Source organism: Gordonia lacunae, assembly GCF_002149015.1.
Taxonomy (GTDB): domain Bacteria; phylum Actinomycetota; class Actinomycetes; order Mycobacteriales; family Mycobacteriaceae; genus Gordonia; species Gordonia lacunae.
Window position 1 is genome coordinate 1 of the sequence record NZ_NGFO01000045.1, and the last position, 23,321, is coordinate 23,321.

21 protein-coding genes and 1 other RNA gene are annotated in these 23,321 nt (G+C 68.9%); 10 read left to right on the plus strand and 12 right to left on the minus strand.

The window, feature by feature from the left end:
* Both lipA and CA982_RS24205 read left to right on the plus strand, forming a co-directional pair.
* Positions 1–1,070 (plus strand): lipoyl synthase (gene lipA, locus CA982_RS24200; RefSeq protein ID WP_244176486.1); only part of this gene is annotated, 1,070 nt, incomplete at its 5' end.
* A 30-nt stretch (positions 1,071–1,100) separates the two neighbouring features.
* Positions 1,101–1,841 (plus strand): DUF4191 domain-containing protein, encoded by a 741-nt coding sequence (locus CA982_RS24205; protein ID WP_086537678.1) that lies wholly within the window; start codon positions 1,101–1,103, stop codon positions 1,839–1,841.
* 175 nt (positions 1,842–2,016) lie between these two features.
* Here the strand turns inward: CA982_RS24205 and CA982_RS24210 are convergent, their stop codons facing one another.
* Positions 2,017–2,520, minus strand: a complete 504-nt coding sequence (locus CA982_RS24210) for an RDD family protein (protein ID WP_086537679.1) — start codon at positions 2,518–2,520, stop codon at positions 2,017–2,019.
* A gap of 322 nt (positions 2,521–2,842) precedes the next feature.
* Here CA982_RS24210 and glnA (CA982_RS24215) point away from each other — a divergent pair, with 322 nt between their 5' ends.
* Both glnA (CA982_RS24215) and CA982_RS24220 read left to right on the plus strand, forming a co-directional pair.
* Entirely contained in the window at positions 2,843–4,276 is a 1,434-nt protein-coding gene (gene glnA, locus CA982_RS24215) for a type I glutamate--ammonia ligase (protein ID WP_086537680.1), read from the plus strand.
* 141 nt (positions 4,277–4,417) lie between these two features.
* The gene (locus tag CA982_RS24220; RefSeq protein WP_086537681.1) at positions 4,418–4,675 is read left to right on the plus strand and encodes a hypothetical protein; all 258 of its coding nucleotides are present in this window, start codon (positions 4,418–4,420) and stop codon (positions 4,673–4,675) included.
* Positions 4,676–4,710: 35 nt separating this feature from the next.
* Here CA982_RS24220 and CA982_RS24225 read toward each other — a convergent pair whose 3' ends face one another.
* Positions 4,711–5,769, minus strand: a complete 1,059-nt coding sequence (locus CA982_RS24225) for a zinc-binding dehydrogenase (RefSeq protein ID WP_086537682.1) — start codon at positions 5,767–5,769, stop codon at positions 4,711–4,713.
* A gap of 193 nt (positions 5,770–5,962) precedes the next feature.
* Here CA982_RS24225 and CA982_RS24230 point away from each other — a divergent pair, with 193 nt between their 5' ends.
* Positions 5,963–6,148 carry a hypothetical protein gene (locus CA982_RS24230; protein ID WP_004022938.1) on the plus strand — a complete coding sequence of 62 codons (186 nt, stop codon included), beginning with the start codon at positions 5,963–5,965 and terminating at the stop codon, positions 6,146–6,148.
* A gap of 43 nt (positions 6,149–6,191) precedes the next feature.
* On the opposite strand, the gene CA982_RS24235 is transcribed toward CA982_RS24230, so the two are convergent.
* From CA982_RS24235 to glnA (CA982_RS24250), 4 genes are all read right to left on the minus strand, one after another.
* Positions 6,192–6,875 carry a biliverdin-producing heme oxygenase gene (locus CA982_RS24235; RefSeq protein ID WP_208618094.1) on the minus strand — a complete coding sequence of 228 codons (684 nt, stop codon included), beginning with the start codon at positions 6,873–6,875 and terminating at the stop codon, positions 6,192–6,194.
* Positions 6,872–7,822: an endonuclease/exonuclease/phosphatase family protein gene (locus CA982_RS24240; protein ID WP_086537683.1), complete on the minus strand. Its 951-nt coding sequence runs from the start codon at positions 7,820–7,822 to the stop codon at positions 6,872–6,874. Before CA982_RS24240 ends, CA982_RS24235 begins: the two co-directional genes overlap by 4 nt.
* A gap of 79 nt (positions 7,823–7,901) precedes the next feature.
* Positions 7,902–10,931: a bifunctional [glutamine synthetase] adenylyltransferase/[glutamine synthetase]-adenylyl-L-tyrosine phosphorylase gene (locus CA982_RS24245; protein ID WP_086537684.1), complete on the minus strand. Its 3,030-nt coding sequence runs from the start codon at positions 10,929–10,931 to the stop codon at positions 7,902–7,904.
* Between the two features lie 67 nt (positions 10,932–10,998).
* A complete protein-coding gene (gene glnA / locus CA982_RS24250) occupies positions 10,999–12,339 on the minus strand; it encodes a type I glutamate--ammonia ligase (protein WP_004022942.1) in 1,341 nt (446 codons plus the stop codon).
* A gap of 327 nt (positions 12,340–12,666) precedes the next feature.
* Between glnA (CA982_RS24250) and panB the strand changes: the two genes are divergently transcribed.
* The 3 genes from panB to CA982_RS24265 all read left to right on the plus strand — a co-directional run bounded on the left by panB (position 12,667) and on the right by CA982_RS24265 (position 16,130).
* On the plus strand, positions 12,667–13,512 hold the full coding sequence (panB, locus tag CA982_RS24255; protein WP_086537685.1) for a 3-methyl-2-oxobutanoate hydroxymethyltransferase: 846 nt from the start codon (positions 12,667–12,669) through the stop codon (positions 13,510–13,512).
* Between the two features lie 87 nt (positions 13,513–13,599).
* Entirely contained in the window at positions 13,600–14,568 is a 969-nt protein-coding gene (gene pip / locus CA982_RS24260; RefSeq protein ID WP_086537686.1) for a prolyl aminopeptidase, read from the plus strand.
* Positions 14,569–14,636: 68 nt separating this feature from the next.
* Complete coding sequence (locus CA982_RS24265; protein WP_086537687.1) at positions 14,637–16,130, plus strand: CYTH and CHAD domain-containing protein; 1,494 nt, start codon at positions 14,637–14,639, stop codon at positions 16,128–16,130.
* Positions 16,131–16,237: 107 nt separating this feature from the next.
* Here CA982_RS24265 and CA982_RS24270 read toward each other — a convergent pair whose 3' ends face one another.
* The 6 genes from CA982_RS24270 to cobC form a co-directional block, all read right to left on the minus strand.
* Positions 16,238–17,686 carry an RNB domain-containing ribonuclease gene (locus CA982_RS24270; protein WP_086537688.1) on the minus strand — a complete coding sequence of 483 codons (1,449 nt, stop codon included), beginning with the start codon at positions 17,684–17,686 and terminating at the stop codon, positions 16,238–16,240.
* Between the two features lie 81 nt (positions 17,687–17,767).
* Positions 17,768–18,183, minus strand: an RNA gene (gene rnpB, locus CA982_RS24275) — RNase P RNA component class A.
* Between the two features lie 50 nt (positions 18,184–18,233).
* Positions 18,234–18,926: a histidine phosphatase family protein gene (locus tag CA982_RS24280; protein WP_086537689.1), complete on the minus strand. Its 693-nt coding sequence runs from the start codon at positions 18,924–18,926 to the stop codon at positions 18,234–18,236.
* Between the two features lie 4 nt (positions 18,927–18,930).
* On the minus strand, positions 18,931–19,668 hold the full coding sequence (locus tag CA982_RS24285) for a zinc ribbon domain-containing protein (protein ID WP_086537690.1): 738 nt from the start codon (positions 19,666–19,668) through the stop codon (positions 18,931–18,933).
* 81 nt (positions 19,669–19,749) lie between these two features.
* Complete coding sequence (locus CA982_RS24290; protein ID WP_086537691.1) at positions 19,750–20,892, minus strand: Nif3-like dinuclear metal center hexameric protein; 1,143 nt, start codon at positions 20,890–20,892, stop codon at positions 19,750–19,752.
* Positions 20,870–22,066 (minus strand): Rv2231c family histidinol phosphate aminotransferase CobC, encoded by a 1,197-nt coding sequence (gene cobC / locus CA982_RS24295; protein ID WP_086537692.1) that lies wholly within the window; start codon positions 22,064–22,066, stop codon positions 20,870–20,872. The genes CA982_RS24290 and cobC overlap by 23 nt, the downstream gene beginning before the upstream one ends.
* 30 nt (positions 22,067–22,096) lie before the next feature.
* On the opposite strand from cobC, the gene CA982_RS24300 reads away from it, so the two are divergent.
* Entirely contained in the window at positions 22,097–22,783 is a 687-nt protein-coding gene (locus tag CA982_RS24300; protein WP_086537693.1) for an HAD hydrolase-like protein, read from the plus strand.
* 50 nt (positions 22,784–22,833) lie between these two features.
* On the plus strand, positions 22,834–23,313 hold the full coding sequence (locus tag CA982_RS24305) for a low molecular weight protein-tyrosine-phosphatase (protein WP_086537694.1): 480 nt from the start codon (positions 22,834–22,836) through the stop codon (positions 23,311–23,313).
* Positions 23,314–23,321 lie beyond the last annotated feature (8 nt).

Below are 23,321 nucleotides of genomic sequence, written 5' to 3' on the forward strand. Positions count from 1 at the left end.
CCCCCGGACCCGGTGCCCCCGACGCCACACCCTCGGCATCGGCATCCGCACCCTCGACCGCCAGCCCCGCCCCCGAAGGCCGCAAACTGCTCCGCCTCGAGGTGCGCAACGCCCAGACCCCCATCGAACGCAAGCCGGAGTGGATCCGGACCCGCGCGACGATGGGCCCGGAGTTCACCGAACTCAAGGGCCTGGTCAAGCGCGAAGGCCTGCACACCGTCTGCGAAGAAGCCGGCTGCCCCAACATCTACGAGTGCTGGGAAGACCGCGAGGCGACCTTCCTCATCGGCGGCGAACAGTGCACCCGCCGCTGCGACTTCTGCCAGATCGACACCGGCAAGCCGTCGGCCCTCGACCGCGACGAACCCCGCCGCGTCGCCGAGAGCGTGCAGGCGATGGGCCTGCGTTACTCGACCATCACCGGTGTCGCGCGCGACGACCTGCCCGACGAGGGTGCCTGGCTCTACGCCGAGACCGTCCGCGCGATCCACCGCCTCAACCCCGGCACCGGTGTGGAGAACCTGATCCCGGACTTCCACGCCAAGCCCGACCTGCTGGCCGAGGTCTTCGACGCCCGCCCCGAGGTCCTCGCGCACAACCTCGAGACCGTGCCGCGCATCTTCAAGCGCATCCGCCCGGCGTTCCGCTACGAGCGGTCCCTCGAAGTCATCACCGCTGCACGCGATTTCGGGCTGGTGACGAAGTCGAACCTCATCCTGGGCATGGGCGAGACACCGCAGGAGGTGCAGTCGGCGATCGTGGATCTGCACGAGGCGGGCTGCGACATCCTGACCATCACGCAGTACCTGCGTCCCTCGCCGCGGCATCATCCGGTCGAGCGGTGGGTCAAGCCCGAGGAGTTCGTCGATCACTCCGAGTTCGCCGACGAAGTCGGTTTCGCCGGCGTCATGGCGGGTCCGCTGGTGCGCTCGTCCTACCGGGCCGGCCGCCTCTACGCGCAGGCCATGGCCCACCACGGCCGCGAGATCTCCCCGGCACTGGCCCACCTGGCAGCCGAGGGATCGGCCAGCCAGGAGGCCTCCAGCCTGATGGCACGCCTCGCCCGCTGACTCCTCGGCGCGCGGACGTAAACTGGCCTCATGGCAAAGGCGCAGGTGAGCAAAGAGGTCAAGGCCGAGAAGAAGAAGGCCCGGAAGGCGGCATCGAAGGAACGGCGCCAGCAGCTGTGGCAGGCCTTCCAGATGCAGCGCAAGGAAGACAAACGACTCATCCCCTACATGGCGGGTGTGATCGTCCTGTCGATCGCCGTCTTCACCGCCCTCGGGTTCGCGCTCGGCTCGCCGTGGCTGCTGATCCCCCTCGGCGTGGTGCTGGGCATCCTGGGCGCGTTCATCCTGTTCGGCCGCCGGGTCCAGAAGAACGTCTACACGAAGGCCGAGGGCCAGCCGGGCGCTGCCGGCTGGGCGCTGGGCAACATGCGCGGACAGTGGCGGGTGAAGCAGGCCGTCGCCGGTACGTCCCAGCTCGACGCCGTACACCGCGTCATCGGCAAGCCCGGCGTCATCCTGGTCGGCGAGGGCTCGCCCACGCGGATCAAGTCCCTGCTCGGTCAAGAGAAGAAGAAGGTCGCGCGCGTCGTCGGCGACACCCCGATCTACGAGATCATGGTCGGCAACGACGACGGCCAGGTCCCGCTGTCGAAGCTCGAGCGGCACCTCAACAAGCTGCCCAGCAACATCGACCGCAAGCGGATGGAGACCCTCGAGGGACGGCTGTCCGCCCTCGGCAGCAAGGCTCCCGGCCCCGGCATGCCGAAGGGTCCCCTGCCCGCGAACGCCAAGATGCGCAGCATGCAGCGGACGGCGCGCCGCCGCGGCTGACGCGACCGCCCTCCCCGTCGACCGGGCGCCCGATCCCGTCGACTGTGCACTGAATTGCGTCGACCGTGCGCCCGGGTGGTGTCGACGGGCCACGACCAACGACAAAACCCACCACCGATGGCGATTCGGTGGTGGGTTTCGTCGATGAATGGCTCGTGCGGCGGATGGGCCGCCGTCAGCGGGTCCGGACGAGCGCGGTGCCGGTCGCGCGGTCGTGCAGGGCGCGCCCGTTGTAGTCGTTGATCAGCGCCGGGACCAGGAAGATCATCAGCAGCTGGCGGAAGAAGGCCCGGACGATCCCGACCGCGGCCGGACTCTGCTCGCCGGTCGCCTCTGCGGTGTTGCGCTCGGGCCCGAAATCGACTCGTGCGACACGCATCCCGATGACGAGTTGGCCCGGGGTGAACCCGAACAGGGTCACCGCGAAGATGCCCATCACGAACCACACGCCGAGCTGCGTGGTGGCGAGGTGAGGCGAGTAGAACCCGACGAACAGCAGGGCCAGTCCGGCGGCGATCAGCCAGTCGACGAGCAGACCCGCGACGCGTGGCCACCCGGTCGCCAGCGACCCGGGCCCACTCTGCGGCAGTCCGAGATCCTGCCCTCGATACTCGTTCTCCACGCCGGACGCGGGACCGATCTGCGGTCCCGACAGCCAGGAACCCGTGACTCGTCCCATCGGTGATGACTCCTCTCACGCGACCGCGCAACCCCCTCGGTCCGCGTCGTCGCCGCACGGCGAACCATCGTAGTCGCTGGTTGTCGCGACCTGTCCCGCCCATTCGGGCCTGCCGCTAGGGTTGGGGTGCGCCGAGTGCGTCGCGCCCCGAACACGCTGTGTAGCGAACACCACTGCGCGTGTAACACGGGGGAAACACGGACTTAGCGCATGGGCAACTTCGCCTCCATACGGTTGCCGCTGAGATCCGCTGCTGTTTCTCAGTGGCGGATGTGGCGTGTCCCCATGCACGGACCACCGATCACGAAGGAGTCACCGCACGGTGTACAGCAGTAAAGAAGAACTACTCGAGGGCATCAAGAAGGAAGGTGTCGAGTACGTCGACATCCGATTCTGCGACCTGCCCGGTGTCATGCAGCACTTCTCGATCCCCGCGTCGGCCTTCGACGAGGACGTCTTCGAGGACGGTCTGGCATTCGACGGCTCGTCGGTGCGTGGCTTCCAGTCGATCAACGAGTCGGACATGATGCTGCTGCCCGACCCGGCCACCGCGCGGATCGATCCGTTCCGCAAGGCCAAGACGATGAACCTCAGCTTCTTCGTCCACGACCCGTTCACCCGCGAGGCCTACAGCCGCGACCCGCGCAACGTCGCCCGCAAGGCCGAGGACTACCTCGCCTCGACCGGCGTCGCCGACACCTGCTTCTTCGGCGCCGAGGCCGAGTTCTACATCTTCGACTCGGTGTCCTTCGGCTCCGAGATGAACGGCACCTTCTACGAGGTCGAGTCCGAGTCCGGCTGGTGGAACACCGCCTCGCCGACCGACCCGGACGGCAGCCCGAACCTCGGCTACAAGGTCCGTCCGAAGGGTGGCTACTTCCCCGTCGCCCCGTACGACCACTACGTCGACCTGCGCGACGAGATGTCGACGAACCTGACCAACTCGGGCTTCGAGCTCGAGCGCGGCCACCACGAGGTCGGCACCGCGGGCCAGGCGGAGATCAACTACAAGTTCAACACGCTGCTTCACGCAGCCGATGACGTGCAGCTGTTCAAGTACATCATCAAGAACACCGCGTGGCAGAACGGCAAGTCGGTCACCTTCATGCCGAAGCCGCTGTTCGGCGACAACGGCTCGGGCATGCACGCCCACCAGTCCCTGTGGAAGGACGGCAAGCCGCTGTTCCACGACGAGGCCGGCTACGCGGGCCTGTCGGACCTGGCGCGCTACTACATCGGCGGCATCCTGCACCACGCACCGTCGCTGCTGGCCTTCACCAACCCGACGGTGAACTCCTACAAGCGTCTGGTGCCGGGCTACGAGGCCCCGATCAACCTGGTCTACAGCCAGCGCAACCGGTCGGCCTGTGTGCGTATCCCGATCACCGGTAACAACCCGAAGGCCAAGCGCCTCGAGTTCCGTTGCCCGGACAGCTCGGGCAACCCGTACCTGGCGTTCGCCGCGATGATGATGGCCGGCCTGGACGGCATCAAGAACAAGATCGAGCCGCACGAGCCCGTCGACAAGGACCTCTACGAGCTCCCGCCGGAGGAGGCCAAGAGCATCCCGCAGGCTCCGACCTCGCTGGCCGCGGTCATCGACCGCCTCGAAGAGGATCACGAATACCTCACCGCCGGTGGCGTGTTCACCGAGGACCTCATCGAGACCTGGATCGCGCTCAAGCGCGAGAACGAGATCGAGCCGGTGCAGATCCGTCCGCACCCGTACGAGTTCTCGCTCTACTACGACTGCTGAGCCCAGGCTCCGACGTCGACTCGGCCCGCTCCGCGATCGCTCTGGCGATCGCCGAGCGGGCCGTTTCGTTGCCGGCAGATCGGCACGGCAATCCGCGCGAGGCGCCCTGTCCGACCGGCTCATCGTGCGACGATGAGCCGCATGGGCACACTTCTGACGTCCGACGAGTTCGAGATCCGGTTGCTGTTCGCAGAGTCGGTCCCGGAGGTGATGCAGTTCGTCCGCGACATGGTCCGGCAACGCGAACCGATCGCCCTCGAACTCGAGGGGTCCGCGCACATCGTGAACCTCGCCAATGTGCGGCACTTCTCGCTGGTCGACCAGACGGCCGACGACGAGACGCTGGACTCCGACGAGCGAACCACCGTCGTGCTGTCCATCGCCGAGGCCAGAGAGTAGCGACGCCGCGTACGTCGCCCAGGTGCGGCGGACCGTCAGTCGCCGGCGGCGATGATCACCTTGAGCGCGTGTTCGTCGGCCGCGTTGCCGAACGTGTCGTAGGCCTCGTCGAACTGGTCGAACGTGAACCGGTGGGTGATGAACTTCTCCGGGGAGATGTCGCCGCGTTCGATGCTCTCCAGCAGTTCGGGAGCCGTTGTGGCATTCACCAGCCCCGTCGTGATCGTGAGGTTGTTGATCCAGTCCCGCTCGAGCGGGAACGTCACGCTCTCGCCGTGAACGCCCACGTTGGCGACGTGACCGCCGGGCCGTACGGAGTCGAGCGCGACGCCGAATGTCGCGGGCACGCCGACTGCCTCGATCGCGACGTCCACACCGAGTCCGCCTCGGCTGAGTTCCCGGAGCCGGGCGACCACGTCACCCCCGGCATTCACGTCGACGGTGTCGGTGGCGCCGAACTCCCGCGACTGCTCGAGCCGGAACTTGTTGCCGTCCACCGCGATCACCTTGGACGCACCGGCGGCCGACGCCGTCATCACGGCAGCCAGGCCCACCGGCCCCACCCCGACGACGGCGACGACGTCACCCTGTCCGACGGCGCCGTAGAGCACCCCGATCTCGTAGCCCGTCGGCAAGATGTCACTGAGCATCGCTCCCTGCTCCGGCGTCACCTTCTCGGGAAGCGGAATGAGGCCGTTGTCGGCGAAGGGAACCCGGACGTATTCGGCCTGGGTGCCGTCGATGAGGTGGCCGAAGATCCAGCCGATGCCACCTACCGTCTGGCAGTGCGACGTCAGCCCCGATCGGCAGAACTCGCACGTTCCGCACTTGCTCACGCACGACACGATCACGCGATCTCCGACCCGAACCCGCTCGCAGCCCGGACCGACCTCGGTGACCACGCCGACGCCTTCGTGCCCGAGGATCCGACCCGGCGTGACCGCTGGTACGTCGCCCTTGAGAATGTGCAGGTCCGTTCCGCAGATGGTGGTCACCTCCATCTTGACGATCGCATCCGTCGGCTCCTGCAGAACAGGATTCGGAACGTCCTCCCAGGCCTTCTGGCCGGGACCGTGATACACGAGAGCTTTCATCTCCGACTCCTGACGTTTGCGGGTCTCGCGCGCAGAGTAAGCACGATTTCCGCTGCCGGTCGTCTCACATTGAGACTGTCGGACGGCGATTCACGAGGGCGAGGGTCGATGTGGGCACCCTCACACGTGATCCATATCACTTTTGGGACCTGTTGCTCTGCCGACTCACAAGGTACGACCGTAGTTTGGACGAATGACCCGCGATGTATATGTCGAAGACCTCGTACCCGGCGATCGGATCAGCCTCGAAGGCACTCCCCGAGTCGTTCGCACCACCAGCCGTCTCGACGGCAATCAGCTACGGATCGAGCTCGTGAAAGGCCATGACGACCTGAGCGAGGTCGTCCTGGACCGCACGGTCAAGCTGCAGGTCAACTGAGCCGGAGCTCGTCAGATCCCGACCGCGCGGGCGGACCTATGGGTCAGGCCGCCCGGGCGCCGTCGAGATCGCCGAACACCGCCTGGTTGTGATCGAATGCCGCGATCGCCTCGTCGACGAGCCGGTCGATCCCGTCCGCGTCGAGGGGTAGCGCGTCGAGCCGTGCCCGGTAGGCGTCCTTGTAGCGCTTGAGCTTGTCGATCTCGTCGAACGAGTAGAAGCTCAGTGCCTCGTCGTCGACGCCGTAGTGCTCCCGCATGCGGTGGGCCACCACCTGGCCGCCGCTGAGGTCGCCGAGGTAGCGCGTGTAGTGGTGAGCCACATACCGCGCCGGATCGGTGCGGGTGGACTCGATCGCGGCCACATACCGCGCCACCGCCGGCAACGGCGTCATGCGCGAGGGGTCGATGCCGAAGGACGCGAGGTCGGCTCCGAGTCGTTGCAGGCGCAGCAATTTCGCGTCGAGAACGGCGTCGGCGATCGGATCGCCCGCCAGCTCGGCGCCGACCCGTTCGAGGGCCTCGTAGACGAAGTAGAGCTGGATCGCGAGTCGCTGGTACTCGCCGGTGTTCAACCGACCCGCCATCAGGTCGTCGATGAACGGAGCGTGTTCGGCGCGCTCGTGCGCCACCGCGGTCGCCGACCGCAATCGTTCGGAGATACTAGGACGCTCCGAGGAATTCGGCCGGTCGGCGTCCTGGGGTCCGGCGTTCTGCAGCTCCGTCATGATGCCACCAGTGATACCACCAGAGTCCGGTGATCGGAACCCGGCAGGTAATGGGTGTCCATCGACGTGGCCACGAAGCCGCGCAGGATGACGCGGTCGATGGCGACCAGCGGCCGGTTGCCGATCCGCTTGTCGGTGGGATAACTCGGCAGGAACCCCGCTCCCGCCACATCGGTGCCGTCGACGAGCCCGTTGGTCAGCAGCTTCCGGTACTTCGCGTGATTCCAGGTGGAGTTGTAGTCCCCGATCGCGATCACCCGGCCTGGTGGGAGTTGCTCGAAATGTGCGGCGAGCGTATCCATGTCGGCGAGCCAGTCCCAGTTGCGTCCCCATAGCGGCGCCGCGGGATGAATGGCCAGTACCTGGGTGCCCGACGCTCCCGGCAGGTCGGTGCGGGCCTGCAGATTGTGCAGCACGGTGCCCGGAATGTTGTACCGATCGTCCAGCGGCGTCTTGCTGAACATCGCGGTCCCCGCCGCGTAGGTGTACGGGATCGCGAACTCGTGCGGCAACGAACGCCCGATCTCGCTGCGCCGCAGGCGTTCCAGTGCCTCGGGGGTGACCTCCTGCAGGGACACGAGGTCGGGATCGGCGTCGGCGACGATCTTCTCGAGCGCACCGATGTCACCGCCGCCGAAGAGCAGGTTCGCCGAGACGACGGTGAACCGCTCGCCGGTCGGCGCGGCCTCGGCGACGACGAGGGGCACCTGGGTGTAGGCCAGCGCACCGGCCGCGACGACGGCCAGCACGAGCATGAACCAGCGTCGTAGAACCGCGAAGACGACGATCGCGATCACCCCCGGGATGAGCGCGAACTGCACCGCGCTTGTGAGGTACAGCGCGACATCACCGCGTGACGGGTAGAAGTGCAGGAACACACCCAGCACCACGCCGGCGAGCATCGCCCACCCCAGGACGTATGCGGCCGCCCACAGAAATCTCGTCATCGCTCCCCCATGTGATCCGGTGTTCCCCCGCCGGATTCGTCTGTGCCCGCCTCGGGCCTCGTTCGGTCCCGCTTGTGCGTCAGGCCCCGAAGACCTTCAGCACCACGGCCTTGGCCCGCCGCGTCACCCGGAGGTAATTCTCCAGGAACTCGTTGGCCTGGTCCTCCGGCCACCCGGCGGCGAAGGCGATCTGGCGCAGCTGCGTTCCCGGGCCGGGTAGCTGGTCGATCGGCTTGCCGCGGACCAGGACCAGCGCATTGCGCGCCTTGGTCGCGGTCGTCCAGGCATCCTTCAGCAGCGTGACGTCGTTCTCCGACAACAACTCCGCCGCGCCGATGGCATCCAGGGACTCCAGCGTGGAGGTGTTGTGCAGGCTGCGGTAGCGGTGCGCATACTTCAGCTGGAGGAGCTGCACGGTCCATTCGATGTCGGCGAGGCCGCCGCGGCCGAGTTTGGTGTGCGTGGCCGGATCGGCACCACGTGGCAGACGTTCGGCGTCGACCCGGGCCTTGATCCGGCGGATCTCCTTGACGGCGTCGTTGCTGACACCGCCGGCCGGGTAGCGCACGTGATCGATCATGTGCAGGAAGTCGATGCCGAGGGCCTCGTCGCCGGCGACCTGGTGAGCACGGAGCAGCGCCTGGACCTCCCACGGCTGGGCCCATTGCGCGTAGTAGGCGGCATAGGACGCGAGGGTGCGCACGATGGGACCGTTTCGGCCCTCCGGACGCAGACCGGTGTCGACCTCCAGCGGCGGATCGGCGCTGGGGCTGCCGAGCATCGACCGCACGTTCTCCGCGATCGTCTGCGCCCACTTGAGCGCCTCGGACTCCTCGGCGTCCCGGTCGGGCTGACACACGAACATCACGTCCGCGTCCGAACCGTAGCCGAGTTCGCCGCCGCCGAGTCGGCCCATGCCGATCACCGCGATGCGCGCCGGTGCCCGGCTCCCCCGCTCGCGCTCGGAGATGTCGATCGCCACGGTGAGCGCCGCGTTGAGCACCGCCGCCCACACGCTGGACAGTGCCTTGCAGACGGCCGGGACGTCCAGGAGCCCCAGCACGTCGGCGGACGCGATGCGGACGAGTTCGGCACGTCGGTGCGAACGGGCCACGGCCACCGCGCGTTTCATGTCCTGCTGACGGACGGTCGACGCGACGAGGCCCTTGGCCACGTCCTCGGGCCGGACGTTGCACAGCTTGGGACCGTCGGGTCCGTCGGAGTACTGGTGGATCACCTCGGGCGAGCGCATCAGCATGTTCGCGATGTACTCCGACGTCCCCAGGACCTTCATCAGCCGCGCCGCGACGACGCCGTCGTCGCGCAACAGCCGCAGGAACCAGTCGGTGTCCTCCATGACATCGCACAGCCGGCGGTAGTTCAGCAGGCCCGCGTCGGGATCGGGGGTGTCGCCGATGTGCTCGAGCAGCTGGGGCAGGATCAGGAGCTGGATCTGACCGCGCCGCCCCGGCGCGTTCGACAGTGCGCGGATGTGGCTCAGCGCGCGGTCGGGCTTCGCGTAACCCAGTGCGGCCAGCCGCCTTTCGGCCGAGGTGTCGGTCAGGGTCAGCTCGTCGGTCTTGAAGCGCGTGACCGCCTCGAGCAGCGGGCGGTAGAAGAGCTTCTGGTGCAGACGCCGAACCCGCAGGCTCTGATGGCGGATCTGTTCGCGCAGCACCCCCGTCGCGTCGAGTTCACCCTCCCGCCGGATGTGGGCGGCCCGGGCGAGCCAGCGCAGCGCCTCGTGATCGTCGGGCGGGGGCAGCAGGTGGGTCCGGGACATCCGCTGCAGCTGCAGACGATGCTCCAGCAGTCGCAAGAACTGATACGACGCACTGAGATTCGCGGCGTCGTCGCGTCCGACGTAACCGCCCGCGGTGAGCGCGGCCAGTGCGTCGACGGTCGGCATCACGCGCAGGTTCTCGTCGACCCGGCCGTGCACCATCTGCAGGAGCTGGACCGCGAACTCGACGTCGCGCAGACTGCCGCGTCCGAGTTTGAGGTTGCGTTCCCGCTCCTCCTCGGGAAGCAGGGACTCGACGCGGCGTCGCATCTTCTGCACCTCGGGCACGAAGTCGGGTCGCTCGGCGGCCTTCCACACCATCGGCTTGACGGCCGCGATGTACTCGTCGGCGAGCTGCATGTCGCCGGTCATCGCCCGCGCCTTCAGAAGCGCCTGGAATTCCCAGGTCTTCGCCCAGCGCTCGTAGTAGGCCACATGCGATTCGAGTGTTCGCGTCAGCGCGCCGGACTTGCCCTCGGGCCGCAGCGCGGCGTCGACCTCGAAGAACGCGAGCGAGCCGATCCGCATCATCTCGCCGGCGATGCGCGCCGCGGTGCCGTCGGCCGGGTCGCTGACGAAGATGACGTCGACGTCGCTGACGTAATTGAGCTCGCGCGCACCACATTTCCCCATCGCGACGACGGCGAGGCGAACCGAGATGGGGTCGTCGCCGCAGACCTCCGCGAAGGCGACGGCCAGTGCCGCGGTCAGGGCGGCGTCGGCCAGGTCGGACAGGTAGGCGCCGACCTCGGGCAGCCACATCACCGGCTCGTCCTCGACGGTCGAGGCGACGTCGTGCGCGGCGAGTTGCAGGATCAGATTGCGATAGGCCAGGCGAAGCGCCACGACGGCCTTCGGGCCGGTGAGCCGGGCCCGGTACACCCGATTGCCCTTCTCGACCTCACCCGGCTCGGCCTGCGCGTCGACGGCGGCGAGCATCAGACGGTCGACCGCGGCACGGTCGGGCAGCTCGTCGGCGAGCAACAGCCGCCAGCTCGACGGTTCGGCGACCAGGTGATCGGCGAGCGCGTCGGAGGAGCCGATGACCGCGAACAGGCGGCCGCGGAACGAGCGCTCCGCCCGTACCAGGGCGTCGATCTCGGGCCACTCGTCACCGACGGCTCCGCGCAACCGCACGAGGGTGCGCAGCGCGAGGTCGGCGTCGGGTGACCGCGACAGCGCCCACAGCACATCGACCGATTCGGGCGTGTTCCAGCCGAGGTCGGCCAGGTTCCGGGGTGCGGAGTCGTCGAGGAGACCCAGGCGTCCCGCGCTGGGGACCGTGCTTCGTCCGGCTCGCCCAGGGGGTCCCGATCGTGTTGTCACATCACAAAAGTAGCGACCGAGTCCGCCGAATACGACATCGCGGTGCCGGACCGGGCCGGAGCGGACCCTACAGCGGCAGGTAGTTCTGCAGCTCGAACGGCGTCACCAGGCTGCGGTAGTTCGTCCATTCCGTCCACTTGTTGCGGAGGAAGTAGTCGAACACGTGCTCGCCGAGCGCCTCGGCGACCAGCTCCGAGTTCTCCATCTCCTTCAAGGCGTCGGCCAGGCTGCCGGGGAGTTCCTTGTAGCCCATCGCGCGACGCTCGGCGGAGGTGAGGGCCCAGACGTCGTCCTCGGCCTCGTCGGGCAGCTCGTAGTCCTCGTTGATGCCCTTGAGGCCCGCCGCCAGCAGCACCGCGAACGTCAGGTACGGGTTGCAGGCCGAGTCGGGGCTGCGGACCTCGACCCGCCGCGAGGAGGCCTTGTTCGGCGTGTAAAGCGGGAGCCGGATCAGCGCGGAACGGTTGGCGCCCCCCCAGGTCGCCGCGGTCGGCGCCTCGCCGCCGTGGATGAGCCGCTTGTAGCTGTTGACCCACTGGTTGGTGACGGCGCTGATCTCCGAGGCGTGGTGCAGGATGCCGGCGATGAACTTCTTGCCGGTGGCGGAGAGCTGCATCGGGTCGTCGGGGTTGTGGAAGGCGTTGATGTCGCCCTCGAACAGGCTGAGGTGGGTGTGCATCGCCGACCCGGGGTGTTCGCTGAACGGCTTGGGCATGAAGGTCGCCCAGACGCCCTCGTTGATCGCCACCTCCTTGATGAGGTACCGGAACGTCATGACGTTGTCGGCCATCGACAGGGCATCGGCATAGCGCAGGTCGATCTCCTGCTGCCCGGGCGCACCCTCGTGGTGGGAGAACTCGACCGAGATGCCCATCGACTCGAGCGCCTCGATCGCATGGCGCCGGAAGTTCGGCGCGGCGTCGTGGACGGCCTGGTCGAAGTAGCCGCCGGAGTCCGCCGGGGTCGGCACCGACCCGTCGAGCGGGGCCTCCTTCAGCAGGAAGAACTCGATCTCGGGATGGACGTAGCAGCTGAAACCGAGGTCGGCGGCCTTGTTCAGCTGCCGGCGCAGGACGTGACGCGAGTCGGCCCAGCTGGGGGTGCCGTCGGGCATCGCGATATCGCAGAACATGCGGGCCGAGTGGTGCCGGCCGGCCGAGGTGGTCCAGGGCAGCACCTGGAAGGTCGACGGATCGGGCTTCGCGACGGTGTCGGCCTCCGAGACCCGCGAGAAGCCCTCGATGGCCGAGCCGTCGAAGCCGATGCCCTCGGCGAACGCGCCCTCGAGTTCGGCCGGGGCGATCGCCACGGACTTCAGATAACCGAGGACGTCGGTGAACCACAGACGGACGAAACGGATGTCGCGCTCTTCGAGGGTCCGCAGCACGAATTCCTTTTGGCGATCCATGGTCGCCGACCTTAGGAGTACGCTGTTAAATCCGTGTTACACGCGCGAATCCAACTCGCTGTCCAGCAGTTTTGCGGACACGATCTCATATCGTGAGACGTTCGGCCGAGCACCCGGGACTCGAGACAGGCCGTCGCTCCCGGCGCGGCCGGTCCCCAGGGTCCCACACCGCCCGGGCCGGACCGATTCGCCCGTGTGACCAATCACATAAACACGGCCGCTCACAACGGGCCGCGCCGGTGAAACAATGGCCTACGTCCGTGTTCAACCCGGGTACCCGCCGCGCCGCTCCGGCCAGTCGGGACTCGAGGCAGAAAAGAGACAACGATGTCCGATTCCTCGGTATACGGCGCGCCCGCCTCCGGTCGATCCGCCAAGCGACGCGTGACCCGCATCCACCACCTCGCCCAGATGAAGGCCGAAGGCGAGAAGTGGTCGATGCTCACCGCGTACGACTACTCCTCCGCCCGCATCTTCGACGCCGCGGAGATCCCCGTCCTCCTCGTCGGCGACTCCGCCGCCAACGTCGTCCTGGGCTACGACACCACCATCCCGGTCACCGTCGACGAGATGATCCCGCTGATCCGCGCCGTCGTGCGTGGCGCACCGCACGCACTCGTCGTCGCCGACATGCCGTTCGGCAGCTACGAGATCGGGCCGCAGCACGCCCTCGAGAACGCGTTCCGGATCTTCAAGGAGACCGGCGCACACGCGGTCAAACTCGAGGGCGGCGAGCGCGTGGCACCGCAGATCGCCGCTCTGTCCGCGGCCGGCATCCCCGTGATGGCGCACATCGGTTTCACCCCGCAGAGCGTCAACGGGCTGGGCGGGTTCCGCGTCCAGGGTCGCGGCGACGGCGCCGACCAGCTCATCGCCGACGCCATCGCGGTCCAGGAGGCGGGTGCCTTCGCCGTGGTGATGGAGATGGTGCCGGCCGATCTCGCCGGTCAGATCACCCGCAAGCTCACCATCCCGACCGTCGGGATCGGCGCGGGCAACGAGACCGACGCCCAGGTCCTGGTCTGGCAGGACATGGCCGGCCTCACCCACGGCAAGACCGCCCGCTTCGTCAAGCGCTTCGCCGATGTCGGGGGCGAGTTGCGTTCGGCCGCCGAGCAATACGCCGACGAGGTACGCCGCGGGGTCTTCCCGGGCCCCGAACACAGCTACTGACCCGCGGGTTCGACGCCCCGGCGCGGCACGCCCGTCGCCGGGACGTCCTACCGGCCGAGCGTGGCGCAGACGCCTACGCTGACGTCCATGCGGAACTTCTACCCGGAGATCGAGCCCTACGCCGCCGGCCACCTCGATGTCGGTGACGGCCAGCAGATCTACTGGGAGACGTCGGGCAACCCGGAGGGAAAGCCCGCGGTGTTCGTGCACGGCGGACCCGGGGGCGGGACCGCTCCGACACAACGCCGGTTCTTCGACCCGGCGAAGTACCGCATCGTGCTGTTCGACCAGCGCGGCTGCGGACAGTCCCGGCCCCACATCGCCGACGGCGCCGACCTGGCGGTCAACACCACGCCGCACCTGATCGCCGACATGGAGCGACTCCGCGACCATCTCGGGATCGAGCGCTGGCAGGTCTTCGGCGGCTCCTGGGGCTCGACGCTCGGGCTGGCCTACGCGCAGGCCCATCCGGAGCGCGTCACCGAACTCGTGCTGCGCGGCATCTTCCTGTTACGGCGCAGCGAGATCGACTGGTACTACAACGGCGGCGCCGCGCACATCTACCCCGATCTGTGGGAGAGCTACCTCGAGCCCATACCGGTCGACGAACGCGACGGCGACCTGGTCGAGGCGTATCACCGGTTGCTCACCTCCGGGGATGCCGCGACGGCCCGCGCCGCCGCCCGTGCCTGGACGGGTTGGGAGCAGGCGACCAGCTACCTGCTCCCCCGCCCCGACGAGGGCGCGGACGATGTGTCGGAGGACGACCGCGGCCGCTTCGACCTCGCCTTCGCATCGATCGAGAACCACTACTTCGTCAATCACGGGTTCCTCCGCGACGGCCAGCTCCTCGACGACATCGACGCGATCGCGTCCATCCCCGGCGTGATCGTCCAGGGCCGGTACGACGTGGTGTGCCCGACACGCAGCGCGTGGGACCTGCACCGCGCGTGGCCGGCCGCCGACCTGCACATCGTGGCCGATGCCGGGCACGCGTCCTTCGAGCCGGGTATCCGGCATCACCTCATCGAGGCGACCGACCGGTTCGCGCGGTAGCCGACGCCGACCTCTGCGATACACCACTAAGCTCGACGGACAGCCGTCGACGACTTCAGGAGGAACAGGTGGCCGCATCCGAGCAGGTCGAGGTGGAGCTCAAATTCGATGTCGACGCCGGCCACGTGGCCCCCGATCTGCGGGCCCTGCCGGGCGTCGTCTCGGCGACGACCCCGGAGACCTTCTCTCTCGACGCCACCTACTTCGACACCGAGAATCTCGATCTCGCCGGCAACAAGATCACCATGCGTCGGCGTACCGGCGGGACCGACGAGGGCTGGCATCTCAAGCGTCCCAGCGACATCCCCGGGGCACGACGCGAACTGCAGGTGGGATTCGACGAGGCACCCGCCGACGGTGAGGTGCCCGAGGCACTGACGGCCCCGGTCCTCGCCCACATCCGCGCACGCACACTGATCCCGGTCGCGGTCATCTCGACGACGCGCACCGTCACCCGGCTGCTGGGCGCCGACGAGGAGCCGCTCGCCGAACTCGCCGAGGATCTGGTGACCGCACAGTCGCTCCTGCCGGGTGGGCACTGCCAGCAGTGGGCGGAGTGGGAGTTCGAACTGCTCTCCGGCGGCACGACCAAGCTGCTCAAGGCCGCCGACAAGGCGCTGCGCGCCGGAGGCGGTCGGGAGGCGTCGAGCGCGTCGAAGCTCGCCCGCGCGATCGGTGCGACCCCGACGGTGCACGAGCCGCGACTCTCCAAGCGGCCCACCGCACTCGAACTCGTCGTCACCGACATCGCGCTGCACCGCAATGCATTGGTCGCCTACGACCCGCTCGTGCGCGTCGACGCCCCCGACGCCGTGCACCAGATGCGGGTGGCCTGCCGCCGTCTGCGCAGCGTGCTGTCGGGCTTCCCCACCGTCCTCGACGCCGAGCAGACCGCGCACATCGGCGCCGAACTGAAGCTGCTGGCCCAGATCCTCGGCGACGCACGCGATTCCGAGGTGCAGCTCGAGTTGAGCGAGTCACTCCTGCGTGGCGAGAACGCGTCGCCCGAACTGCTCGCCGAGCTCGCCGGCACCGAGGTCACCGCACACGACCGCGCACTACGCGCGGCGCACGCGGCGATGTCGTCGAAGCGGTACTTCACCCTGCTCGACAGCATCGACGGCCTGATCGCCTCGCCACCTCCGGGTCCCGACGCCGACCTCCCGGCGACGACAGTCGTCGACAAGGCGATCGCCCGCAGCCGCAAGCACATTCATCGAGCCCAGGCCCGCCTTGCGGGGTTCGCCGAGGGGTCGGACGAATGGGAGGAGCAGCTGCACACCATCCGCAAGCGCGCGAAGCGTCTGCGCTACAGCATCGACGCGACCGAACCGCTCGGCAAGAAGAAGTACCGCGACGTCGGCTCGGCGGCCAAGAAGATCCAGTCCGCGCTCGGCGATTTCAACGACACCCGGATCAACCGGACGCGACTCGCGCAGATCGCGTCGACCGGAAACCTCGGCGGCCCGGACATGTTCGTACTGGGCCGGATCGACGCCCGGCTCGAGGCCGACGGCCATCGGGCGATCGCCGCGTATCGCAGGGTCGCCAAGGAGCTCTGACCTGCCCCGCCGCTGGTCGAGCCGGCATCGAGGGCGGCGGGCCTGCCCGGCGACGACGGAGCGCGTCGAGGTCGAGGATCCGGTCGAAGTCACTCGGCGACAACGGATCAGACCGCGCGGAACTCCACCGTCCGGCTCATCTCATCGGCTTTGGTGAGTTCGACGACCGCACGGTCGCCGGGGCGCAGATCACCCGCGCTGCGCGCGACCACCGGCGGATCGGACAAGAAGATCTGCGCGGGTCTGCGCTCGGTGGCGGCCGACATCACCACCGCGTCGAAACGCTCCCCCACCCGCTCCCGGAGGATGACGGCTTCCGCGAGGTCGATGCTCGCGCGATCCGCGGTGGCGCCGAGAGTGTCCGCCGACCGCAGGATCTTCGGTAGCGTCGGCAACGCCCGCTGCACCCAGTCGGGTACCGGCGTACCGGCGGTGATCGCGAGGCACACCTCGGTGGCGAACCGGTCGCCCAGCCGGCGCAGGGGCGCGGTGACATGGGCATAGAGACCGCCGATGGCGGAGTGCCGCATGAGCGGTTCGTCGGGCGTCTCGGCCTCGTCGGAGCCGGTGAGCGCCAGATAATTCGCGCCGCGCATCAGGCCGCCCGCGGCCGACTGCAGCGCCAGGGTGCTCGGCTCGTCCCCCGGCAGACCCGCCAAGAACCGTCCCACCGACACTCCGTCCGGCCAGTGCGCGCCGAGCGCCCGGGCCGCGGCGCGCAGATCCTCGACGGCATCCTGCTCGGCCGGCGGCAGTGTGCGCAGCAGCCCCACGCCGGCGTCGGCCATGAGCGTGCCCGCGCACATCCCGGCGAGCAGCGACACCTGGGAGTTCCACATGTCGGCGGGCGTGTGCGCCTCGAGGTCGAGCCGCCACCCGCCGTCGGTGCGGACGACCGTCTGATCGGGCAGGTCGAGTTCGACCGCACCTCGCCCCAGGGCGACCTCGTGCCGCAGTTCGCCGAACGCCGGCAGAGCCGCGATGGACGGGTGCAGTCGGCCGGCGGCCGCGTCGGCCGAGACGCCCGCGTAGTCGAGGCGGGCGACGGACCGGATTCGGGATCGTCGCACCCGCACGTCGGTCACCGATCCATCGCCGGCCACTCGGATGGACCACAGCACGCACAGTCTGACCTGTTCGGGGAGAAGCGAACCCGCGGCCTCGGACAGCTCGCGGGGGTGCAGCGGCACCGAGCCGTCCGGAAAGTACACGGTGGTACCGCGGCGACGACTCTCCTGGTCGAGGGCGCCCTCCGGGGCGATCAGGGCCGCGACGTCGGCGATCGCGTAGTCGACGACGAACCCGTCGCCGTCGGCCGTGATGTGCACCGCCTGATCGAGATCGCGAGAGGTCGGCGGATCGATGGTGACGAACGGGACGCCGGTGTGGTCCTCACGGACCTCCGCGTACCGATCGGCGCTCGGGGCGTCGGACTCGACCAGCTCCGCGGTGGCCCGCGCCTCGGCGAGGGCGTCCTCGCCGTATTCCTCGTCGACCCCCAGTTCGGTGCGTATGCCGGCGAAGTCGATGTCCGGGGCCGAGAGAATGCGCTTCACTCCCCCAACCCTAGAGAGCACGCCGGTCCGCACGGCGCACGACGCGCGCTCCATCCGGCGTCGACCGAGAGCGAGATAGGGCGAACGAGTCGGCACGTAAGCCGGATCCTGTACCCGCGCGGTCGTGAGACCGATGCGGGTGGCGACCATCCATCTGGGCACACCGTCGCCGGGTACCTCGAGCGGCCCACCCGCGGGCTGGGGCGAGCAGCCCTCGTGACGCCCGCGCACACGCACCGCGAGGTGCGTGCTTCGGCCTTGCTCCGGGTGGGGTTTACCGAGCCGGCACGGTCACCCGTGCCGCTGGTGCGCTCTTACCGCACCGTTTCACCCTTACCGGCCTCGCGGCCGGCGGTCTGTTCTCTGTGGCACTGTCCCGCGGGTCACCCCGGGTTGCCGTTGACAACCACCCTGCTCTGCGGAGTCCGGACTTTCCTCGACGCGCGGCGTGGCGGGAGACCGCCCGTTCCGCGCACCGCGGCCGCCCGGCCGACTCGTTCGCGCCCCCAGGATACGGCAGGCGTTGGGCGGACCCTCGACGGCGGCGTCAGTCGCGCCAGTGCGCCGCGTCGTTGACGAGCCGGACGACGGAGCCGCCGTCGTCGAAGAACTCGGCGATCGACACCGACGCGAGGTCGAGGTGGAGCCGGAACAGCAGTTCGGGTCCGACGCCGAGTGCGTCCTGCAACAGCGTCTTGATGGGCGTGACATGCGAGACCAGCACCACGGTCTGACCCGAATACTTCTCCAGCAGTTCAGCTTTCGTCTCCGCGATGCGCTTGGCGACCTGCGCGAAGCTCTCCCCGCCCGGTGCGGGCACGGTGATGTCGGACAGCCATGCGCGGTGCAGCTCCGGGTCGCGCGCGGACGCCTCGGTGAACGTCAGGCCCTCCCAGTCGCCGAAGTCGTTCTCGATCAACCCGGGATGATCGACGACGTCTATTCCGGTCAGCGCACCGACCTCCTCGGCTGTCGCTCGCGCACGACGCAGCGGCGAGGTCACGATCGCGGCGATCCCGTCCTCGCGTACGACGCGCTGCGCAGCCGCGCGGGCCTGGCGTCGACCCTCGTCGGTGAGTTCGGGATCGCCCTGCCCGGAATAGCGACGCTCGACCGACAGAGCGGTCTGTCCGTGCCGGAGCAGGACGAACCGGGTCGGTTCGCCGCGCCGGCCCTGCCACGACGGCGCCTTCGTCGTCGAATCACCCTCGGGCGCGGACTCTTCGGCGGTGGCCGTCACGAATCTAGATCCCGGATTCGGCGGTGCGCACGAGGATTGCACCGCACTCCTCGCACCGGATCACCTCGTCGGACTGCGCCGCGCTGATGGTCGCGATCGTCCCGCGATCGAGTTCCATCCGGCACGCTCCGCAGCGGCGGGCCCGGAGCAGGCCGGCGCCGACACGTCCACCGGCGCGCTGCTTCTCATACACCGCGAGCAGCGGCGCATCGATCTCGGCCTCGACGGACTCGCGGCGCTCCCGCGCACGCGACAGGTCCTCGTCGATGGCCGCCAGCGACTTGTCTCGCCGCACCTGCGCCTCGGCGACCTTCTCCGCGAGGTGGCTGATGGTCGCGGCGGCACGGGTGCGTTCGGATTCGACGGCCTCCTGCTGCTCCATCAGCGACAGCATCTCGTCCTCGAGCACGGCGCGCCGGCGGCCCAGCCCGGCCAGTTCATGTTGTAACTCCGACAACGCCTTCGGCGCCAGGCCACCGGCGGTCAGCAGGGCCGAGTCCTTGGCCTCACGGTTGGCCATCCCGGTCACCTCGGAGTCGATCCGACGGTACTCGCGACCCAGATCCTCCGCGGCGATCTCCGCGCGCACCAGATCGTCACGCGCAGCATCGATCGCGGAGTTGTGCTCGGCGATCTCGGCGTCCTCCGGCAGGGTCTTGCGGCGATGGACGAGACGGTTGATCTCGGCATCGGAGTCCGCGAGATCGAGCAGCAGTCGCTGCACGGCGGCGTCGACTTTCATTGCGGTCTCCTCTTCGGCGAAAGTCCCCCCACCGTACGCGGGAGGTGTCCACGAGCCGGCGGCGGCTCGGTTTCTCCGGACTCAACCCGCACTGTGCAGCGCGAACGGGTCGGTCGGCGCGTCGAAGACAGCCACCGGCACCCCCAGTTCATCCCCCAGCAACGCCCCGACCTGGCCACACCACGGGAACTCGGTCGCCCAGTGTCCGGCGTCGACCAGGGCCGGCCCGCCGTCGCGCAGGCTCTCGTCGACCGGGTGATGACGGAGATCACCGGTCAGATAGACGTCGACGCCGAGTCCGCGGACACGACCGAGCAACGAGTCCCCCGCCCCGCCGCACACCGCGACGGTCCGCACGAGCGCGTCGGGGTCACCCGCGGCACGAACGCCGGCCGGGGTGCACAGCACCCGCGCGGCCTCGGTGACGAAGTCGCGCAGTGTCATCGGTTCGGCGAGGGACCCCACCCGACCGAGCCCGACCTCGCTGCCCAGGTCGGCCAGCTCGAACACGTCGAAGGCCGGTTCCTCATAGGGATGGGCGTTGCGCAGAGCACGCAGGATGCCGGCGCGCAGGCCACGGGTGGCGACCATCTCGACCCGCGCCTCGTCGACGTGAGTGCGCATTCCGATCTCGCCGATGGTCGGCGACGCATCCTCGCCGGCCTCGAACTGTCCGGTACCGACCACTGTCCAGGAGCAGTCCCGGTAGTCGCCGATGGCTCCCGCACCCGCGGCGAACATCGCCTCGCTCACCTGCTCGACGTTGCCCTCCGGCACCATCACGACCCACTTGTCCATCGCCGCAAGCGGTTTCGGATCGATGGGAACGGTTCCGTGCACTCCGAGCAGATCGGCGAGCGCGTCGGAGACGCCGGGCCGGGCGCTGTCGGCATTGGTGTGCGCACACAGTAGTGCGGTCCCGTTGCGGATGAGCCGATGCACGATCCGGCCCTTGGGGGTGTCGGCGGCCACCGAGGTGACACCCCGCAGGAGCAGCGGGTGGTGGGCGATGATGATTCCGGCGCCGGCCGCCACCGCTGCGTCGACCACCGCATCGGTCACGTCGACGCACACCAGTACGCTGCGCGCGGAGTCGGCGCGGTCGCCGCACACCAGACCGACGGCGTCCCACGATTCGGCGAGGACGGGCGGATAGGCCCGCTCGATCACGTCGACGACGTCGCCGACCGTCACCGACGCCTCAGAACCGTTCTGCGACTTCACGGTCGATCTCCTCTCGTACCAACTCGATCGCGCGCGTGAGCGCCCGAACCTGCGGAAGCCCACGGACGGCTAGACGAAGGTGCGAGTCGCCGAGGCCGACGAAGTTCGCGCAGCTCCGCACCGCGAAACCGTGGCGGACGAGACGCTGTTTCACCTCGGTGGCGTCGCGCATCTCGACCAGGACGAAGGGCGCGGCGGGCGCGGCCGCCACCCGGATTCCGACGCGCGTGAGTTCGTCCACCATGTCGGCACGCTCCGCGGCGACCATGCGCGCGGTCTCGGCGCAGTAGCGCTGCCCCTGGTCGTCGACGCAGGCGGTCAGCGCGGCGAGGGCGGGGGTCGACACGGCCCACGGTCGACGCCCGGCGCGCAGCCGGTCGAGCAGATCCACCGGGCCCAGCAGGTACCCCGCACGGAGGCCTGCCAGTCCGAAGGTTTTTGTCACGCTGCGGATCACGAGGAGGTCAGGCCAGTCGGCGGAGGCGAGGGATTGCGGTTCGGGCGATCCGTCCGTGCCGAGGGTGAGGTCGGCGAAGGCTTCGTCGACCACGAGAACGCGACCCGGCCGGCGCAGTGCGGCGACGGCCTCGACCGGATGCAGCACCGAGGTGGGATTCGTGGGGTTGCCCAGGATCACCAGGTCGGCGTCGTCCGGCACAGAAACCGTGGTCTCGCCGCCGGCTTGGGCGCGCAGGTGCCAAGGTGCGGTCAGCGCGACCTGGGTGATCGGGATGCCGGCGGCCCGCAGCGCGATCTCGGGTTCGGTGAACGACGGCTGGATCAGGGCCGCATGTCGCGCGCCAAGGCGCGGGAGCATCTCGAATCCATCGGCAGCCCCGGAGAGCAGCAGCACCTCCTCGGGGCGACGGCCGTGCGCCGCGGCGATCGCGTCGACGGCAAGTCGCTCCTGCGCCGCGCTCGGATACCGCGCGAGATCGTCGAGACCGGACCGGATGGCGTCGAGCACGAAGCCGGGCGGCGTGCCGCGGACGTTCACCGCGAAGTCGACGAGTCCCGGGACGGCGTCCTGGTCGCCGTGGCGTTCCGGGTCGGTGAGGTCGGCGCGCGGCGGCTGCGTCTCGGCGATCCCCGCGCCGGTGCGGGCCCGCGCGGGGGACACGGACGGACGCGATGGCCCGGTCTCGACATCGAGCGCGTCGTACCCAGCTGTCATGTGTCCTGACCTTACGTGCACGATGGAGACGTGACGACGACGCTGGATCCCCGCCATCCCGAGACCGTCCTACTCGTCGACCTCGACGGCACGGTCACCGACAGTTTCGCAGGTATCGAGAACAGCTTCCGCCATGCTCTCGCCGTGGTCGGGGCACCCGAACCCGACCCGCGCATCGTGGCCGGCATCGCCGGACCGCCGATGATCGACACGCTCAATGCCCTCGGACTCTCGCCGGAGTCGGCCGACAAGGCGATGCGCGCGTACCGAGAGCGCTACACCGAGGTCGGCTGGTTGGAGAACTCGGTGTTCGACGGGATGGGCGAGCTGCTCGCCGATCTGGCCGCCGGGGGTCGAACCGTGGCGATCGCGACGTCGAAGAACCAGACCACCGCCCGCCGGATTCTCGACCACTTCGGTCTCGCCGATCACTTCCGCTACATCGCCGGGGCGAGCGACGACGGCACCCGCCGCGAGAAGTCCGACGTGATCGCCGCCGCGCTCGATGAGCTCGGGATCCCCACCGACCCGCAGACCGGGCACGTCACCCGCCCGGTCGTGATGATCGGCGACCGCAGCCATGATGTGCAGGGCGCAGCGGCATTCGGCATCCCGGCGATCCTCGTGCGTTGGGGTTACGCTCTGGACGGGGAGGAACAGGGCGCGACCTGGGCGGTCGGGTCCGTGGCTGAACTGCGCGACGTCCTGGGTGCGTGACCCGCACCCGGACGACCGCCTGAGGCACACATCGACTTGGTGAGGTAGCAGTGGCTGACGAACTTCACATCTGCTTCGTGTGTACGGGCAACATCTGCCGGTCACCGATGGCGCAGAACATCTTCCGGACCGCACTCGACGACGCCGGACTCGGCGGCAAGGTGCGTGTGTCCAGCTGCGGGACGAGCGGCTATCACGTCGGCGAACCGGCCGACAACCGGGCGCGGACCGAACTGGTCGCGCACGGTTATTCCGACGCCCACGTCGCGGCGCTGCTCGGGCCCGAACACTTCGACGCCGACCTCCTGCTCGCGATGGACGAGGGTCACGTGCGCGAACTCGAACGCAAGCGGCTCGGCGACCGCACGCGACTGTTGCGCACGTTCGATCCCTCGGCGCCGGCCGACGATCTCGACCTCGCCGACCCGTACTACGGCACCCCCGACGACTTCGTGCTGACGCGCGAGCAGATCGAGAGTTCGATGCCGGGACTCATCGACTGGGTGCGAGCCGAGCTCGGGGTGTCCTGAACCCGACG

Bases quoted from the DNA above. Each gene is read 5' to 3' on its own strand.
- CA982_RS24205 (WP_086537678.1), top strand. From the start codon at position 1,101: ATGGCAAAGGCGCAGGTGAGCAAAGAGGTCAAGGCCGAGAAGAAGAAG.
- CA982_RS24210 (WP_086537679.1), bottom strand. From the start codon at position 2,520: ATGGGACGAGTCACGGGTTCCTGGCTGTCGGGACCGCAGATCGGTCCC.
- CA982_RS24220 (WP_086537681.1), top strand. From the start codon at position 4,418: ATGGGCACACTTCTGACGTCCGACGAGTTCGAGATCCGGTTGCTGTTC.
- CA982_RS24225 (WP_086537682.1), bottom strand. From the start codon at position 5,769: ATGAAAGCTCTCGTGTATCACGGTCCCGGCCAGAAGGCCTGGGAGGAC.
- CA982_RS24230 (WP_004022938.1), top strand. From the start codon at position 5,963: ATGACCCGCGATGTATATGTCGAAGACCTCGTACCCGGCGATCGGATC.
- CA982_RS24235 (WP_208618094.1), bottom strand. From the start codon at position 6,875: ATGACGGAGCTGCAGAACGCCGGACCCCAGGACGCCGACCGGCCGAAT.
- CA982_RS24240 (WP_086537683.1), bottom strand. From the start codon at position 7,822: ATGACGAGATTTCTGTGGGCGGCCGCATACGTCCTGGGGTGGGCGATG.
- glnA (WP_004022942.1), bottom strand. From the start codon at position 12,339: ATGGATCGCCAAAAGGAATTCGTGCTGCGGACCCTCGAAGAGCGCGAC.
- panB (WP_086537685.1), top strand. From the start codon at position 12,667: ATGTCCGATTCCTCGGTATACGGCGCGCCCGCCTCCGGTCGATCCGCC.
- pip (WP_086537686.1), top strand. From the start codon at position 13,600: ATGCGGAACTTCTACCCGGAGATCGAGCCCTACGCCGCCGGCCACCTC.
- CA982_RS24285 (WP_086537690.1), bottom strand. From the start codon at position 19,668: ATGAAAGTCGACGCCGCCGTGCAGCGACTGCTGCTCGATCTCGCGGAC.
- cobC (WP_086537692.1), bottom strand. From the start codon at position 22,066: ATGACAGCTGGGTACGACGCGCTCGATGTCGAGACCGGGCCATCGCGT.